Annotated in this window: 12 protein-coding genes; 5 read left to right on the top strand and 7 right to left on the bottom strand. The window is 69.0% G+C overall.

Features of this window, described 5'->3' with window-relative positions:
• The first annotated feature begins 2 nt into the window (after window positions 1-2).
• Together ODE13_RS06460 and ODE13_RS06455 are read left to right on the top strand one after the other, a co-directional pair.
• Complete coding sequence (locus tag ODE13_RS06460; RefSeq protein WP_322478525.1) at window positions 3-1,313, top strand: ABC transporter substrate-binding protein; 1,311 nt, start codon at window positions 3-5, stop codon at window positions 1,311-1,313.
• Window positions 1,314-1,443: 130 nt separating this feature from the next.
• Window positions 1,444-3,501 (top strand): beta-galactosidase, encoded by a 2,058-nt coding sequence (locus tag ODE13_RS06455; protein ID WP_416210586.1) that lies wholly within the window; start codon window positions 1,444-1,446, stop codon window positions 3,499-3,501.
• Window positions 3,502-3,644: 143 nt separating this feature from the next.
• Here ODE13_RS06455 and ODE13_RS06450 read toward each other — a convergent pair whose 3' ends face one another.
• Entirely contained in the window at window positions 3,645-4,436 is a 792-nt protein-coding gene (locus ODE13_RS06450) for a DUF305 domain-containing protein (protein WP_322478523.1), read from the bottom strand.
• Between the two features lie 138 nt (window positions 4,437-4,574).
• On the opposite strand from ODE13_RS06450, the gene ODE13_RS06445 reads away from it, so the two are divergent.
• Window positions 4,575-6,056 (top strand): hypothetical protein, encoded by a 1,482-nt coding sequence (locus ODE13_RS06445; RefSeq protein WP_322478522.1) that lies wholly within the window; start codon window positions 4,575-4,577, stop codon window positions 6,054-6,056.
• Between the two features lie 97 nt (window positions 6,057-6,153).
• Here ODE13_RS06445 and ODE13_RS06440 read toward each other — a convergent pair whose 3' ends face one another.
• The 5 genes from ODE13_RS06440 to ODE13_RS06420 all read right to left on the bottom strand — a co-directional run bounded on the left by ODE13_RS06440 (window position 6,154) and on the right by ODE13_RS06420 (window position 11,818).
• Entirely contained in the window at window positions 6,154-7,767 is a 1,614-nt protein-coding gene (locus ODE13_RS06440) for an aldehyde dehydrogenase (NADP(+)) (protein WP_322478521.1), read from the bottom strand.
• A 58-nt stretch (window positions 7,768-7,825) separates the two neighbouring features.
• Window positions 7,826-8,794, bottom strand: coding sequence for a 5-dehydro-4-deoxyglucarate dehydratase (locus ODE13_RS06435; RefSeq protein ID WP_322478520.1), 969 nt, complete (start codon window positions 8,792-8,794; stop codon window positions 7,826-7,828).
• Between the two features lie 189 nt (window positions 8,795-8,983).
• Complete coding sequence (locus ODE13_RS06430) at window positions 8,984-9,862, bottom strand: LysR substrate-binding domain-containing protein (RefSeq protein ID WP_179543049.1); 879 nt, start codon at window positions 9,860-9,862, stop codon at window positions 8,984-8,986.
• 118 nt (window positions 9,863-9,980) lie between these two features.
• Window positions 9,981-10,649, bottom strand: a complete 669-nt coding sequence (locus tag ODE13_RS06425) for a FadR/GntR family transcriptional regulator (RefSeq protein WP_322478519.1) — start codon at window positions 10,647-10,649, stop codon at window positions 9,981-9,983.
• Window positions 10,650-10,684: 35 nt separating this feature from the next.
• Window positions 10,685-11,818, bottom strand: coding sequence for an L-talarate/galactarate dehydratase (locus tag ODE13_RS06420; protein WP_322478518.1), 1,134 nt, complete (start codon window positions 11,816-11,818; stop codon window positions 10,685-10,687).
• 176 nt (window positions 11,819-11,994) lie between these two features.
• On the opposite strand from ODE13_RS06420, the gene ODE13_RS06415 reads away from it, so the two are divergent.
• Window positions 11,995-12,243, top strand: a complete 249-nt coding sequence (locus tag ODE13_RS06415) for a DUF6480 family protein (RefSeq protein WP_322478517.1) — start codon at window positions 11,995-11,997, stop codon at window positions 12,241-12,243.
• Window positions 12,244-12,265: 22 nt separating this feature from the next.
• Here the strand turns inward: ODE13_RS06415 and ODE13_RS06410 are convergent, their stop codons facing one another.
• Complete coding sequence (locus ODE13_RS06410; RefSeq protein ID WP_322478516.1) at window positions 12,266-13,273, bottom strand: LacI family DNA-binding transcriptional regulator; 1,008 nt, start codon at window positions 13,271-13,273, stop codon at window positions 12,266-12,268.
• Window positions 13,274-13,391: 118 nt separating this feature from the next.
• On the opposite strand from ODE13_RS06410, the gene ODE13_RS06405 reads away from it, so the two are divergent.
• Window positions 13,392-15,065: an NAD(P)/FAD-dependent oxidoreductase gene (locus ODE13_RS06405; RefSeq protein ID WP_322478515.1), complete on the top strand. Its 1,674-nt coding sequence runs from the start codon at window positions 13,392-13,394 to the stop codon at window positions 15,063-15,065.

Here is a 15,065-nt window from a genome sequence, read left to right as displayed (position 1 = left end):
AGATGGAGTTCTCCCTCATGCCCAGCCCCCATTCGCGTATGACCGGCCGCACCGGCCGCTTCGCCACCCTCGCAGCGGCCGCCACCGTCGGCGCCCTGACCCTCTCCTCCTGCGGAGGAAGCGGTGACGACGGCGGCGACGTCGAGCTCCGCTTCGCCTGGTGGGGCTCGGACTCTCGCCACCAGGCCACCCAGGAGATCATCGACGCCTTCGAGGAGCAGAACCCCGGCATCTCCGTCTCCGCCGAGTTCGGCGACTGGTCCGGCTACTGGGATCAGCTGGCCACCCAGACCGCCGCCACAGACATGCCGGACATCATCCAGATGGACGACGCCTATCTGCGCGAGTACGCCGACCGTGGCGCCCTGCTGGACCTGGATCAGGTCGACACCTCCGCCCTGGACCAGGACGTCCTGGAGAACGGCCGCACCGAGGACGGGCTGATCGGCATCACCACCGGTATCAACGCCATGGTGCTCATGGCCAACCCGGAGATCTTCGAGGAGGCCGGGGTGGACATGCCCGATGACTCCACCTGGACCTGGGACGACTACCTGGAGATCACCTCTGCCATCTCGGAGAACGTCGACGGCGTCTATGGCGCCACCGGCCCCGGTCAGCCTGCCGACCTGCAGATCTGGCTCCGCCAGCAGGACAAGCATCTGACCACCGACGACGGCGAGCTCGGCTTCACCGAGGATGACGCCGCCGAGTACTTCGAGCACCTCCTGGAGCTCATGGAGGAGGGCGGCTACCCGGGCGCCTCCGTCATCGCCGAGGACCAGACTCCCGGTCCGGACGAGTCCATGACCGCCTCGGGCGAGGTGGCGATGGGCATGTGGTGGACCAACCAGCTCTCCGCGATGTCCGGCGCCGCCGGCACCGAGCTGGTGCCGCTCCGCATGCCGTCCCACACCGGGGGTGCCGAGGACAATGGCATGTGGTTCAAGTCCACGATGCTGATGTCGGTGGCGGCCACCACCGACCACCCGGAGGAGGCGCAGCAGTTCGTCGACTTCATGATCAACTCCGAAGAGGCTGGCGAGGCCAACCTCACCGACCGTGGCCTGCCCACCAACCTGGACGTCCGCGAGGCCGTCATGGGACAGATCGAGGGTGCGGATCTGACCTCGGCCGAGTTCATCGAGGACATCGACGACGAGATCGGCGAGCCGGAGCCGGTTCCGGCCATGGGCTTCTCGGCGATGCAGGAGATCCTGCAGCGCTACGAGCTCGAGGTGTTCTTCGAGCGTCAGTCCCCGCAGGACGCCGCCGCGCAGATGATCTCCGAGATGGAGACCGAGCTGCGCTGACCCTTCCCCGCTGACCCTTCCCCGCTGATCACGCGTTTCGTCCCCGTCGTCTTCGCTTGTCCCCGTGGAATTCCACGGGGACAAGCGAAGAAGACGGGGACTGATGCACATCCGGCCCCACCACCAGGAGATGAGACGCATGACCGCCTCGGAGCACGACGCCACCGCCCGCGACACCACCTCGCTCGACTGGCCCGCCGTCCCCGGCCTGGCCTTCGGCGGTGACTACAACCCTGAGCAGTGGCCCCTGGAGGTTCAGCTCGAGGATGTGGAGCTGATGGGGCAGGCCGGGGTGAACCTGGTCAGCGTCGGCATCTTCTCCTGGGCGATGCTCGAACCCCGCGAGGGCGAGTATGACTGGGGCTGGCTCGACGACGTCCTGGATCGACTCCACGCCCGCGGCGTCTCCGCGGCGCTGGCCACCGCCACCGCCTCCCCGCCGCCGTGGCTGACTCACCGGCACCCTGAGATCCTGCCCCAGGACGCCGACGGCTCGACCCTCTGGCCCGGTGCCCGGCAGGCCTATTCGATCTCCTCCCCGGTCTTCCGCGACTATGCGCTGCGGATGACCAGGGCGGTCGCCGAGCGCTACGCCGCCCACCCTGCCCTGGCGCTGTGGCATGTGGACAACGAGCTGGGCTGCCACAACGCCCATGACTTCTCCGACGACGCCGCCGCGGCGTTCCGCTCCTGGCTCGAGGCCCGATACGGCACCGTCGAGGAGCTCAACCGCGCCTGGGGCACGGCGTTCTGGTCCCAGCGCTACAGCAGCTTCGACGAGATCCTGCCGCCCCGCAAGGCGCCGATGTTCGTCAACCCCACGCAGAACCTGGACTTCCACCGGTACTCCTCCGACGAGCTGCTGGCCTACTTCCGAGACATGAAGGCCATCCTGCGAGAGCTGACCCCCGCTGTCCCGGTGACCACCAATTTCATGTGCACCACGCGGTCCAAGCACATGGACTACTTCGCCTGGGCGGCGGACATGGATGTCATCGCCACCGATCACTACACGATCGCCGATGACGACGAGCGGCACATCGAGCTGGCCTTCAGCGCGGACCTGACCCGCGGCGTGGCCGACGGTCGGCCCTGGATGCTCATGGAGCACTCCACCAGTGCGGTGAACTGGCAGCTGCGCAACCGGACCAAGTCGCCGGATGAGATGCTGCGCGATTCGCTGTCCCATGTGGCCCGCGGTGCGGATGCGGTGATGTTCTTCCAGTGGCGGCAGTCCGCCGCCGGCGCGGAGAAGTACCACTCGGCGATGGTCCCGCATGCCGGCGCCGACACCGACGTCTTCCGCACCACCGTGCGGCTCGGCGAGATCCTGCAGGCGCTGGAGCCGGTGCGGGGATCCACAGTGCGCGCGCAGACGGCCGTCCTCTTCGACTATGAGGCCTGGTGGGCCTCCGAGCTGGACTCCCATCCGCGCAATGACTTCTCCTATCCGGAGGAGGTCATGCACTGGTACCGCGCCCTGTGGCAGGCGGGGGTGACGGTCGACGTCGTCCATCCCTCGGCGGACCTCAGCGGGTATCGCGCGATCGTGGTGCCCTCGCTGTACCTGGTGCGCGACGAGCACGCCCAAGCGCTGGCCGATGCCGCCGAGGCCGGGGCCTCAGTGCTGATCACTTTCTTCAGCGGGATCGTCGACGAGCACGACGCCGTCCGCCTCGGCGGGTACCCCGGGGCGTTCCGCGAGCTGCTGGGCATCCGCACCGAGGAGTTCTGGACTCTGCAGGGGCGGGACTCCCACGCTCTCGACGACGGCGGGCGCGGCGAGTTCTGGGCGGAAAAGACGCATCTGGTGCCGGACCAGGGTGCCACGGCAGTGCGCAGCTGGGCCGAGGGGCCGCTGGCCGGGCATCCGGCGGTGACGAGGCGTCCTCTCGGCGCCGGCGCCGCCTGGTACGTGGGCACCCGCCCCGACGCTGCCACGCTGCGCCAGCTGGTCGACTCCGTCCTGGAGGAGGCCGGGGTGGCCCCCGAGGCCGAGGCGCCGGAGGACGTCGAGGCGGTGCGCCGCCATGGCGAGGACGGAGTAGCGTACCTCTTCGTGCTCAACCACACGGCGCAGGACGCCGTCATCACCGCCCACGGTCGCGAACTGATCACCGGAGCCGAGGTGGCCGGTGAGCTGACCGTGCGAGCGGGGGAGGTCGCCGTCGTCGCGGAGGGTTGCTGAGGTTTCAGCACCGCCACGCGACTGCCGCTGACAGCGAGCCAGGGTCTCCATGGGCTGCAGCCATGGTTGCTCTCAGAAGAGATTGTGGAGATCTATCTCTCTGCTCCGCTGATCGAGCTGACGTCCGACTATCGGCTCTAGCTTCAGAGTTCGTCCAGCAGCTGCCCCAGCCGTGAGATCTCCGCGGTCTGGTCGGAGTGCACGTGGCCGGCCAGCTCCTGGACGGCCAGGTCGTAGCCCTCGGCCTGCACGCCCTCGCTCATCTCCAGCGCGCCTTCATGGTGAGTGATCATGCCCTCCAGGAAGAGCATGTCGAACTCCTCGCCCTCGGACTGCCGCAGCGCGGTCATCTCCTCCGTGCTGAGCATGCCGGACATCATGGCGTGGTCGTGTCCGTGCCCGTGGTCCTCGTGGGACGGGGTCCTGCCCTCGGCCACGTCTCGGGCCTCCTGCGGCACAGGGAGTTCGCGCTCCTCCAGCCAGTCCGCCATATAGCCGATCTCGCCCTTCTGGGCCAGGTGCATTCGCTCGGCGAAGGTCTTCAGCTGCTCGGAGTCCGCCCGGTCCGGGACCAGGCCCGTCATCTCCATGGCCTGGGCGTGATGGGCGATCATCATGGTCATGTACTCGGCGTCCAGGTCATTCCACTCATCCGTGACGCCCTGTGCACCGTCGTAGTCCTCAGGCTCCACTCGTTCGGCCTCGTCACCGGGATTCTCCGGCATCAGCACCGCCGAGGACGGCGTGGGGGAATCCTCCGGATCCTGGGCGTCCGGGGAGCAGGCGGAGACGGCCATCAGACCCGCCAAGCCGGCGGCGATCAGACTCGTCGATCGCCTCAGATATGACACCGGGTAGAGGGCTGGGGCCTGCTGACCTGCTCGAACGACGGTGAAGGATCTCACGAAGGAGCCTCTCGGTCGGTGCTTGCTCATACGAACCACATATTCAGAATCTCTAGACCTGAGTCATGTGATTCGCAATACTACAGGTATCCAACCGAGGAGGTGTGGACGCCCGTGCGTCTTCAAGAAATCACCCGAAGCAAGGCGAGATCCGCCGCAGGAGTGGCCATGTCGCTCCTGCTCGCAGGCACTGTCATGACTCTGACCGCCCCGATCTCTGCGGCGAGTCCCGAGGAGCGGTCCTTCACCCCGGAGGACGTCGCTCACGAGGAGTTCTTCAGCGAGGAGGAGGTCGGCGAGGAGGCGTTCGACGAGGACGCGATGGTTGAGCGGCTCAGCGAGCTGGAGGGCCAGGAGCTCGACGGCGAGCAGAGCGCCTCCGGAGAGCCCGATGTGGGGCCGGGCGAGGTGGCCAGCCACAATATGGAGCACCTGAGCAACGTCCCGAAGAACGGTCCGCTGCAGTCCACCGGCTCCGACATCGCCTTCCAGGGCGACTACGCCTATGTGGGCAACTACGACGGGTTCACCGTCTACGACCTCGCTGACCCGGCGAACCCCGAGCAGCTGGTGCAGGTCCACTGCCCGGGCCCGCAGAACGACGTCTCCGTCTACAAGGACATCCTGATCCTCTCGGTGGACGCGCGCATGGAGGATGACACCTGCGGCGCCGATCGCACCGGAGACACGCAGGACTACTGGGAGGGTCTGCGGGTCTTCGACATCAGCGACCCTGCTGAGCCGGAGTATGTCAAGGCCGTGGAGACGAAGTGCGGCTCGCACACCAACTCCCTGGCGCCGGCGATGCACGGCAACGTCCTCTACGTCTATGTCTCGTCCTACTCGCCGAACCCGGCGCTGGCGAACTGTCAGCCGCCGCATGACCTGATCTCCGTGGTCAAGATCCCCGTCAACGCCCCGCACGCCGCCAAGGTGACCTCCGAGCCGGTGCTCTTCCCCGACGGCGGCTATGAGGGTGACGACCGCGGCGGCTACACCGAGACCAGCGGCTGCCACGACATCACGACCTATATCGAGCATGACCTGGCCGCCGGTGCCTGCATGGGCGACGGCATCCTCATGGACATCTCGGACCGGGAGAACCCTGAGGTCATCAGTCAGGTGCGCGACGTCGAGAACTTCGCGTTCTGGCACTCAGCGACGTTCAACAACGACGCCAGCAAGGTCGTCTTCACCGACGAGCTCGGAGGAGGCGGCTGGGCCACCTGCACCGAGGAGTTCGGAGAGACCCTCGGCGCCAACGCCATCTACGACATCGTCGACGGCGAGCTGGAGTTCGCGTCCTACTACAAGATCCCGCGCATCAACTCTGAGAACGAGAACTGTGTGGCCCACAATGGGTCGCTGATCCCGGTCCAGGGTCGAGACCTGATGGTGCAGTCCTGGTATCAGGGCGGCATCTCGGTCTTCGACTTCACCGATTCCGCGAACCCGGAGGAGGTCGCCTGGTTCGATCGTGGTGAGGGCATCAGCGACGGCGGCACGTGGTCCTCGTACTACTACAACGGTTTCGTGTACTCCTCCGACCTGTCCATCGGCTTCGACACGTTCCAGCTGGACGACTCGATCGACGGCGACGCCCGGACGGATCTGCAAGAGCTGAACCCGCAGGGCCAGGAGAGCTTCTGATCCGCTGAGCCCAGCTCTGCCGAACACGCAGAAGCGCCGGGTCGGTCCCTCTTCGGACCGGCCCGGCGCTTCTGCGTGTAGACGGCTGTGGCGAGCCTCAGCCGTCGAGCTGGATGTTGCCGTCGATGCGGCGGTTCAGCCCCCACGGGTTGGCGGCCTGCACGGGGGCGGGCAGCAGCTCCTCAGGGAGGTTCTGGTAGGCCACCGGGCGCAGGAAGCGTTCGATCGCCAGGGTGCCGACGCTGGTGGTCCGGGAGTCTGAGGTGGCGGGGAACGGGCCGCCGTGGACCATCGCGTGGCCGACCTCGACGCCGGTGGGCCACCCGTTGGCGAGGATGCGCCCGACTCGCTGCTCCAGTACCGGGACCAGGGCCCGGGCGGTTTCGTAGTCGGCCTCGGTGATGTGCAGGGTCGCGGTCAGCTGGCCCTCGAGCGCCGAGGCCGCCGCCACCAGGTCCTCGACGCCGTCGTAGCGCACCACCAGAGAGGCCGCGCCGAAGACCTCCTCGTGCAGCACCGGGTTGTCCAGGAACTGCGCGGTGGAGGCGCTGAACACCACTGGGGCGGGGGCGTTCTCGCCGGCACCCTGGGAGCCGCGGCCCACCAGTTCGACGCCGGCCTGGCCGCCCAGCTGCTCCACCCCGGCGTTCCAGGACTCGGCGATGGACTTCGTCAGCATGGTCTGCCCGCCGAAGTCGCCGGCGGCCTCGCCGACGGCGGCCAGGAAGGCGTCACCGGCCTCACCGGTGGGCACGAACACCAGGCCGGGGGCGGTGCAGAGCTGCCCCGAGGAGCCGGTCACGGAGGTCAGATAGGCCTGGGCCCGTCCGCGCAGGTCCTCGGCGTCGCCGCTGAGGGCGCCGTCGAAGAAGAACACCGGGTTGATGGAGCTCATCTCCGCGTAGACCGGGATCGGCACCTCGCGCGTCGCGGCGGCCTTCATGAGGGAGACCCCGGCGGCCCGCGAGCCGGTGAAGCCCACGGCCTGGATGGCGGGGTCGGAGGCCAGCGACTGTCCGATGGAGGCGCCGGCGCCGTAGATCAGCGAGAACACACCGGGGTGCAGGTCGAAGGCGGCCACGGCCTCGGTGATGGCGCGGCCCACCAGCTCCGAGGTGCCCGGGTGGGCGTTGTGGGCCTTGAAGACCACCGGGCAGCCGGCGGCCAGTGCGGAGGCGGTGTCGCCGCCGGCGGTGGAGAAGGCCAGCGGGAAGTTGGAGGCGCCGAAGACCGCCACCGGCCCCAGCGGGATCCTGCGCTGGCGCAGATCAGGCTTCGGCAGTGGGGTGCGGTCCGGGTTCGGGGTGTCCAGACGCGCACCGCGGAAGTCACCCTGACGCACGACGGCGGCGAAGAGGCGCAGCTGGTTGACGGTGCGGCCGCGCTCACCCACCAGGCGGGCCTCGGGCAGGCCTGTCTCGGCCATGGCCCGGGCGGTGATCTCCGGGCCGAGGGCGTCGATGCTGGAGGCGATCTTCTCCAGGAAGGCCGCGTGGGTCTCCGGCTCCAGCTGGGAGAAGCTCTGGTACGCCTCGGCTGCCGCGCTGGTGGCCTGGGCCAGCTGCGCCTCGTCGATGAGCGGGTATCCCGGCTCCAGGGGTTCGTCGGTGGACGGGTCGAAGCCGTGCACGGTGCGGTCGGTGCCGGTCACCGGGCGTCCGGCGATGAGGGACTGTCCGGTGAGGGTGGATGCGGTGGTCTGTGTGGTCATGCTCAGCTCCTGGTCGGTGCGGGGCGGATGGTGCTGTGCGGGTCTGTCAGTGATGGTCTCAGACGGCGGACAGTGCCGGGGAGGGGCTTTGCGGGCGGATCCCTGCGGCATCGATGAGGTCGGTGAGGTCCTGCAGATCCTGCTCGGCGAGGTCCTGCAGCGGTGGTCGCACCGGGCCGGCGTCGCGTCCGACGGCCTTGAGCCCGCCCTTGACGATGGAGACGCCGTAACCCTTCACCCGGTCGCGGATGTCCAGGTAGGGCAGCACGAATCGGGTGAGCTTCTCGGTGACGGCGGAGCGGTCCTGCCGGCGCACGTCCGCATAGAACTCCAGGGCGAACTCCGGGACGAAGTTGTACATGGCTGAGGAATAGGTGCTCATCCCCAGCTGCAGCATCGGCAGGGCGAAGGTCTCCGCAGTGGGCAGCCCGCCCAGGTAGAAGAGCCGGTCGCCGTTGGTGGCGACGACCCGGGTGACGGCCTCGATGTCTCCGGTGGCGTCCTTGAACCCGATGAAGTTCTCGTGCTTCTCGGAGAGCCGGGCCACGGTCTCGGGGCCGTAGACGGCGTTGGCCCGGTTGTAGACGATCACCCCGATGGTCGTGGCGGCGCAGACGGCGTCGACGTGAGCCTGCAGGCCCTGCTGGTCGCATTCGGTGAGGTAAGGCGGCAGCAGCAGCAGACCCTGGCACCCGGCGGCCTCGGCGGCGCGGGCGTTCTCCACGGCCTGGGCCGTGGAGCCGCCGGCGGAGCCGAGCACCGGCACGTGTGCACCGGCCTCCTCCACGGCCATCCGCGAGACTCGCGCGTTCTCCTCGGGGGAGAGGCTGAACCCCTCACCGGTGCCGCCGGCGGCGAACAGCCCGGCTACGCCCTGACGAGCCTGCCAGGTGAGGTGCTCGCGGTAGCGGTCCTCGTCGACGGCGAGGTCCGGGGTGAAGGCCGTGACGGGGAAGGAGAGCAGGCCGTCCTTGAGGTGATCGGCGAGTTCCTGGGGTGTGAACTGCTGGACTGGGTGCTGGGACACGGGGGACCTTCCGATGGTGAGGCTGGGGCCGAGCGCGGGCCGCCGGGAATGACTGCTCAGGCGCGGTGGACCCCGCGAGCGAGCCTTGTCTCTCACTGTAGGAACGTCCTCGGGTGGGCGTCCAAGGCCGCTTTTGTATGGGTTTATGTCGTGCAGGTATGACAGGTGGCCCAGTCATGCTCGGCAGGTTCACTCCTGGTGATCGAGTGCGGAGAGCAGGCGCAGCAGGGCGGGGTTGCGCTGGCCCCGGCGCCAGATCGCATGCAGCTGGACGTCGTCGGTCTGGTCGGCCAGCTGCAGGTGCTTCACCCCGGCGACCCCGAGCCGCTGGGCGGACTCGGGGACGAAGGCCACGCCGCGGCCGGCGGCCACCAGCGAGACCATGGTGAGGATCTGGCTGACCGTGTGGACCACGTTGCCGTGCTGGATGGGCACGTTGCGGATGGCCAGGTCGTAGAAGTACCTCGCCTTGGTGGGGGAGTACATGATCAGCGGGACGTCCTGGAGGTCCTCTCCGGAGACCGGACGGTTCAGCGCGGCCAGCGGATGGTCCTCCGGGACCGCCAGCTGCAGCGCCTCGGACTGCAGGAGCCGGGACTCGAAGTGCTCATGATCGATGGGCGGGCGGGCGAGGCCGAGGTCGAGCTCGCCGTTGGCCAGGGAGTCGACCTGTTCGCGGGTGACCTGCTCACGCAGGTCGATGTCGACGTCGGGCAGCTGCTCGGCCAGCGTGGCGAGCAGGCTGCCGAGCACGGAGAACCCGGAGGCTGCGGTGAATCCGATGCGGAGCACCCCAGCCTGGCCGCGGGCGATGCGCCGGGCGGTCAGCGGGGCCTGCTCGGAGGCGATCAGCAGCTTGCGGGCATCCGTCAGGAAGGCCTTGCCGGCGGTGGTCAGGGCGACCTTGCGGTTGTCCCGCTCGATGAGCTGCACCCCGACGGTCTTCTCCAGCTTCTGGATCTGGCGACTCAGCGGCGGCTGGGTCATGTTGAGCCGCTCGGCGGCGTGGCCGAAGTGCAGCTCCTCCGCGACCGCCACGAAGCTGCGTATCTGGTCCAGCGTGAACACCATGCACTCCAAGTATCGGTTGGGGGAAGCGTGATCCCTTCCGAGCATCATGGTGTCATGCAGGTCACAGCTGTTCAAGGTGGGGCGGCGGTGATGCCCAAGGGGCATGGCATGGTGCTCAGTCCGCGAGCACCCGGCGCCGCGAGGCTGAGAGGTGGCTGCGCATCGCCGCCGAGGCGGCGGTCGGGTCACTCTCGGCGACGGCGTCGAGCACCGCCTGGTGCTCGGCCTGCGGGAGGGAGGCGTCGTCGTGGGTGGTCTCCAGTCGAGGACGCGGCATGGCGATCATCGACGGGCCCAGCTGCTCGACGGCGGAGAGCAGGTGCGGGTTCCCCGAGGCGGCGGCGATCTCGCGGTGGAACATGAAGTCCTGCTCCACTGCCGTGGCGGGGTGGTCGGCGCCCCGGGCGAAGGCCTCGAGTGCGGCCCGGAGGTTCTCCAGCTGGGCGGGACTGCGCCGCCGGGCGGCCAGGGCCGCGGCCTCGCACTCCAGCGCCATCCGATACTCGATCAGCGTGGCGCGCTCCTCGGGAGTGTGGGGCGGCGGCGGGGCGTCATGACGGTGCTCGGCCGGCGGAGTCAGGGCGAAGCTGCCTGCTCCGCGGCGCGTCCGGATGAGCCCGGCGATCTGCAGGCGGCCCAGTGCCTCGCGCACCACAGTGCGGCTGACCTTGTGCTCCGTGATCAGCTGCGCCTCGGAGGGCAGCTTCTCGCCCACGGCGATCTCGCCGTCGAGGATGCGTCGACGCAGATGCTCGGTCAGTGCGGTGGTGCGGTTGATGCTCATGTCCAGATTCTGCCTGACGACGGCGGATGAGCGGCTCAGCGGGTGCCGAACTCCACGGATTCGGTGGTCCATGATCGGGCCTGCTCGGTGAGCGTGATGCCCAGCCCGGGACGGTCCGGCACCAGCATGCGGCCCTCGCGGATCTCCAGGCGCTCCTCGAAGAGCGGGTCCAGCCAGTCGAAGTGCTCCACCCAGGGCTCGGTCGGGTACGCCGCGGCCAGGTGCAGATGGATCTCCATCGCGAAGTGCGGAGCCAGGCCGAGTCCGGCGTGATGGGCCAGGGCGGAGAGCCGCAGGAACTGGGTGATGCCCCCCACGCGCGGGGCGTCGGGCTGGATGATGTCGCAGGAGCGCGCGTCGATGAGCCGCTGGTGCTCGGTCACCGAGGCGAGCATCTCCCCGGTGGCGATGGGGGTGTCCAGGGCGGTGGTCAGGGCGGCGTGGCCCTCGGCGTCGTAGGCGTCCAGGGGCTCCTCGATCCAGATGAGGTCGAACTCCTCGAACCGGCGGCCCATGCGCAGCGCGGTGGCGCGGTCCCACTGCTGGTTGGCGTCCACCATCAGCGGCACCTCGGGGCCGAGGTGCTCGCGGACCGCGGTGACCCGGCGCAGGTCCTCCGCCGTATCAGGCAGCCCGACCTTGATCTTGATGCCGCCGATGCCCTCCGCCCGTGACTGGTCGGCCCGTGCGGTGATCTCCTCGACGGTGGCGTGGAGGAAGCCCCCGGAGGTGTTGTAGGTGCGCACTGAGTCCCGGTGGGCGCCGAGGAGCTTGGCCAGCGGGAGGTCGGCGCGCCTGGCCTTGAGGTCGTAGAGGGCGATGTCGATCGCCGCCAGCGCCTGGGTGGCGACTCCGGAGCGCCCCACGGAGGCGCCGGCCCAGAGAAGCTTGTCGTAGAGCTTGGCGATGTCATGGGGGTCCTCGCCGATGACGTTCTCAGCGACCTCCTTGGCGTGTGCGTACTGGGCGGGACCGCCGGCGCGCTTGGAGTAGGAGAACCCCACGCCCTGGTGGCCCTGCGCGGTGGTGATCTCGGCGAAGAGGAAGACGACCTCGGTCATCGGCTTCTGCCGGCCGGTGAAGACCTTGGCGTCGGAGATGGGGGTGGGCAGCGGGAGGGTGGCGGTGGAGAGGCGGATGTGCCGGATCGCGTCAGGGGAGTAGGCCATGACAGTGATCGTATAAGTGCGAGACTTGTATGACTACTGTTGGTTCGGCATCGTGTGATGCGCAGCGCAGGCGCAGATTCCGTGACGTGCCAGGGCGCCGCCGCGTAGGCTGGATGGGGACAGCCGAGCCCTCGGAGAGTCCCGTGGGGCCGCCCGATCAGGATGGAGGATCGACCGTGACCTCACGATCGACGTCGCCCCAGGGTGACCCTGGCCCGCAGCCTGAGGATGCCACAGGTCTCGAACCCGGCGGAGGAGTGCCGCCCGGTGAGACGCCGCCCGATTCCGGGAGCACCGCTGACACGCAGCCCGAATCCGCGCCGCGGAGGCCGCCCAGGTCGAAGCCCGTCATCGCGATCGTGGCGGTGCTCGTGGCGGTGCTCCTGCTGATCTTCATCGGCTACATCGCCGGCATCCTCGGCTGACGCCGTCGGAGGTCGGAAAGCCTCAGGCTCCGACGGTGGACTGGCGGGGCACCAGGGTGGGGGTGAACACCGGGTGCTGCACCGGGGCCTCTGGGTCCTCGATCGCTGCGACGAGCAGCTCGGCCGCCCGCTGGCCCATCTCCGCCGCCGGCTGCCGCACCGAGCTGATCGGCACGGTCGCCGACGCGGCGAACTGGATGTCGTCGTAGCCGATCAGGGCGATGTCCTCAGGCACCTTCACCGCGGCGCGCGCCAGCTCCTGCAGCACCCCCAGGGCCACCAAGTCGTTGGTCGCGAAGATCGCGTCCGGGCGTTCGGCGGCGGGCAGCGCCAGCAGCCCCTGGGTCGCCTGGCGTCCGGACTCCACGTCCATGGCGCCGGTGTCGTACATCTTGACGCTGACGCCGTCGTGCTCTTTGGCCGCCGCTTCGGCGCCCGCGTAGCGGTGGGCCACCTGCCGGATGTTCAGCGGGCCGCCGATCACCGCGATGCGGCGGCGCCCCTGGGTGATCAGGTGCTCGGCGGCGAGGCGGCCGCCGAGGCGGTCATCGGTGGAGACCGAGGAGAACTCGTCGGCCCCGGACTTGCGGTCCACGATCACCACTGCTGTCCCGCGCTCCTTGATCCGCCGGAGCCGGGGCAGGACATCACCCACCGGAGAGATAAGCAGCCCGGAGACGCGCTGCTCTTCGAAGAGCCGCAGATGGGCCAGCTCGCGCTCGCCGTCCTGGCTGGAGTTGCCCAGCAGCAGGGGGCGCTTCATCTCGACCAGGCCCTTCTCCGCGCCGGAGGCGACGTCGGCGAAGAACGGGTTGGCGACGTCGAGGACGATCATCCCCACTGCGCGGTTCTGCTGCTGACGCAGCTGCCGCGCGGCGTCGTTGCGCACGTAGCCCAGCTCGTCGATGGCGCTCAGCACACGTTCGCGGGTGGCCGAGGAGACCTTCTCCGGGTGGTTCAGGGCGTTGGACACCGTGGCCGGCGAGACACCGGCATGCGCCGCGACGTCCCGCACTTGAGCCATTGCCATGGGGACAGGATACCCATGACGAGCCCGTTGCGGCCGAAGGCGACGACGGATGCCCCCTCGGCATGGTGTGATGCATGCAGTGTTGCTAGCATCACGTCGACTGACCAGAGAGGATGCGATGACGCAGACGCCGCACCGGTTGACGGCCTTCGGGCCTGACTTTCCCTTCCCCTACGACCGGTGGCTGGAGCACTCCTCAGGGCTGGGCAGCGTGCCGCCCTCTGCTCACGGGCGAGAGGTCGCGATCATCGGCGGCGGCATCGCCGGACTGGTGGCCGCCTATGAGCTGATGCGCCTGGGGCTGCGTCCGGTGGTCCATGAGGCCGAACGGCTCGGGGGACGGCTGCGCTCGGAGCCGTTCCGCGTCCCCGGGCAGGAGGACTCTCAGGTGATCGCCGAGCTGGGCGGGATGCGGTTCCCCCGCTCCTCGGCCGCGTTCTTCCACTACGTGGACCTGCTCGGGCTGAAGTCCGCCCCTTTCCCCAATCCCCTGACCGAGGCCGCCGGCAGCACTGTCATCGAGCTCGGCGGAGAGTCCTGGTACGCCCGGGCCCTGGAGGACCTCCCGGCGCTGTTCCAGGAGATCGCCGAGGCCTGGGACGGTGCCCTGGATTCCGTGCTGCACCTCAACGCGCTGCAGGAGGCCATGCGCCGTCGCGACTCCACCGCGGTCAAAAAGATCTGGGACGAGCTGGTGCCCGCCTGGGACGACCACAGCTTCTACGAGTTCATCGCCTCCAGTGAGGAGTTCTCCCGGCTGTCCTTCCGGCACCGGGAGGTCTTCGGCCAGGTGGGCTTCGGCACCGGCGGCTGGGATTCCGACTTCCCCAACACGATGCTGGAGATCCTGCGGGTCGCCGTCTGCGAGTTCGACGAGGATCAGCACCTCATCCGTGGCGGTGTCGAGCAGGTGCCCCGTGGGATCTGGACCCGGCCGGTGGATGACGCGGCGCACTGGCCGGCCGGCACCTCGCTGGCGGACCTGCACGACGGCGCCCCCCGCGGGGCGGTGACCAGGGTCTCCCGTGCCGCGGACGGGCGGTTCGCCGTCGTCGACTCCTCGGGCGAGGAGCGGCGGTATGACGCGGTGCTGGCGACGTGTCAGTCCTGGCTGCTCACCACCCAGGTGGAGGTGGAGGAGGAGCTGCTCTCCCAGGAGCTGTGGATGGCGCTGGACCGCGCCCGGTACATGCAGTCGGCCAAGACCTTCGTCATGGTGGACCGCCCCTTCTGGCGCGACGTCGACCCGGCCACCGGGCGGGAGGCGATGAGCATGACGCTGACCGACCGACTCACCCGCGGCACCTACCTCTTCGACGACGGCCCCGACCAGCCTGGAGTGATCTGCCTGAGCTACTCCTGGATGAGCGACGCGCTGAAGATGCTCCCGCATCCCGTCCAGCGCCGGGTGGACCTCGCCCTGGACGCGTTGGGCCGCATCTATCCCGACGTCGACATCCGTTCCCGGGTGATCGGGGATCCGATCACCGTCTCCTGGGAGTCGGACCCGTACTTCCTCGGGGCCTTCAAGGGCGCCCTGCCCGGGCACTACCGCTACAACGAGCGCATGTACTCGCACTTCCACCAGCGGGACCTTCCCGAGCACGAGCGGGGGATGTTCCTGGCCGGGGACGACATCTCCTTCACCCCGGCCTGGGCGGAGGGGGCCGTGCAGACCGCGCTCAACGCCGTCTGGGGGATCATGACCCACTTCGGCGGAGCCAGTCCGGCGGAGAACCCCGGGCCCGGGGACGTCTACGACCAGCTGCGGCCCGTGCGGCTGGCGGAGTGA

It is taken from the genome of Nesterenkonia sp. HG001 (assembly GCF_034438835.1).
Lineage (GTDB): Bacteria > Actinomycetota > Actinomycetes > Actinomycetales > Micrococcaceae > Nesterenkonia > Nesterenkonia xinjiangensis.
Note: the sequence above shows the minus strand (reverse complement) of the source record. Positions and strands in the feature narration are given on the sequence as shown.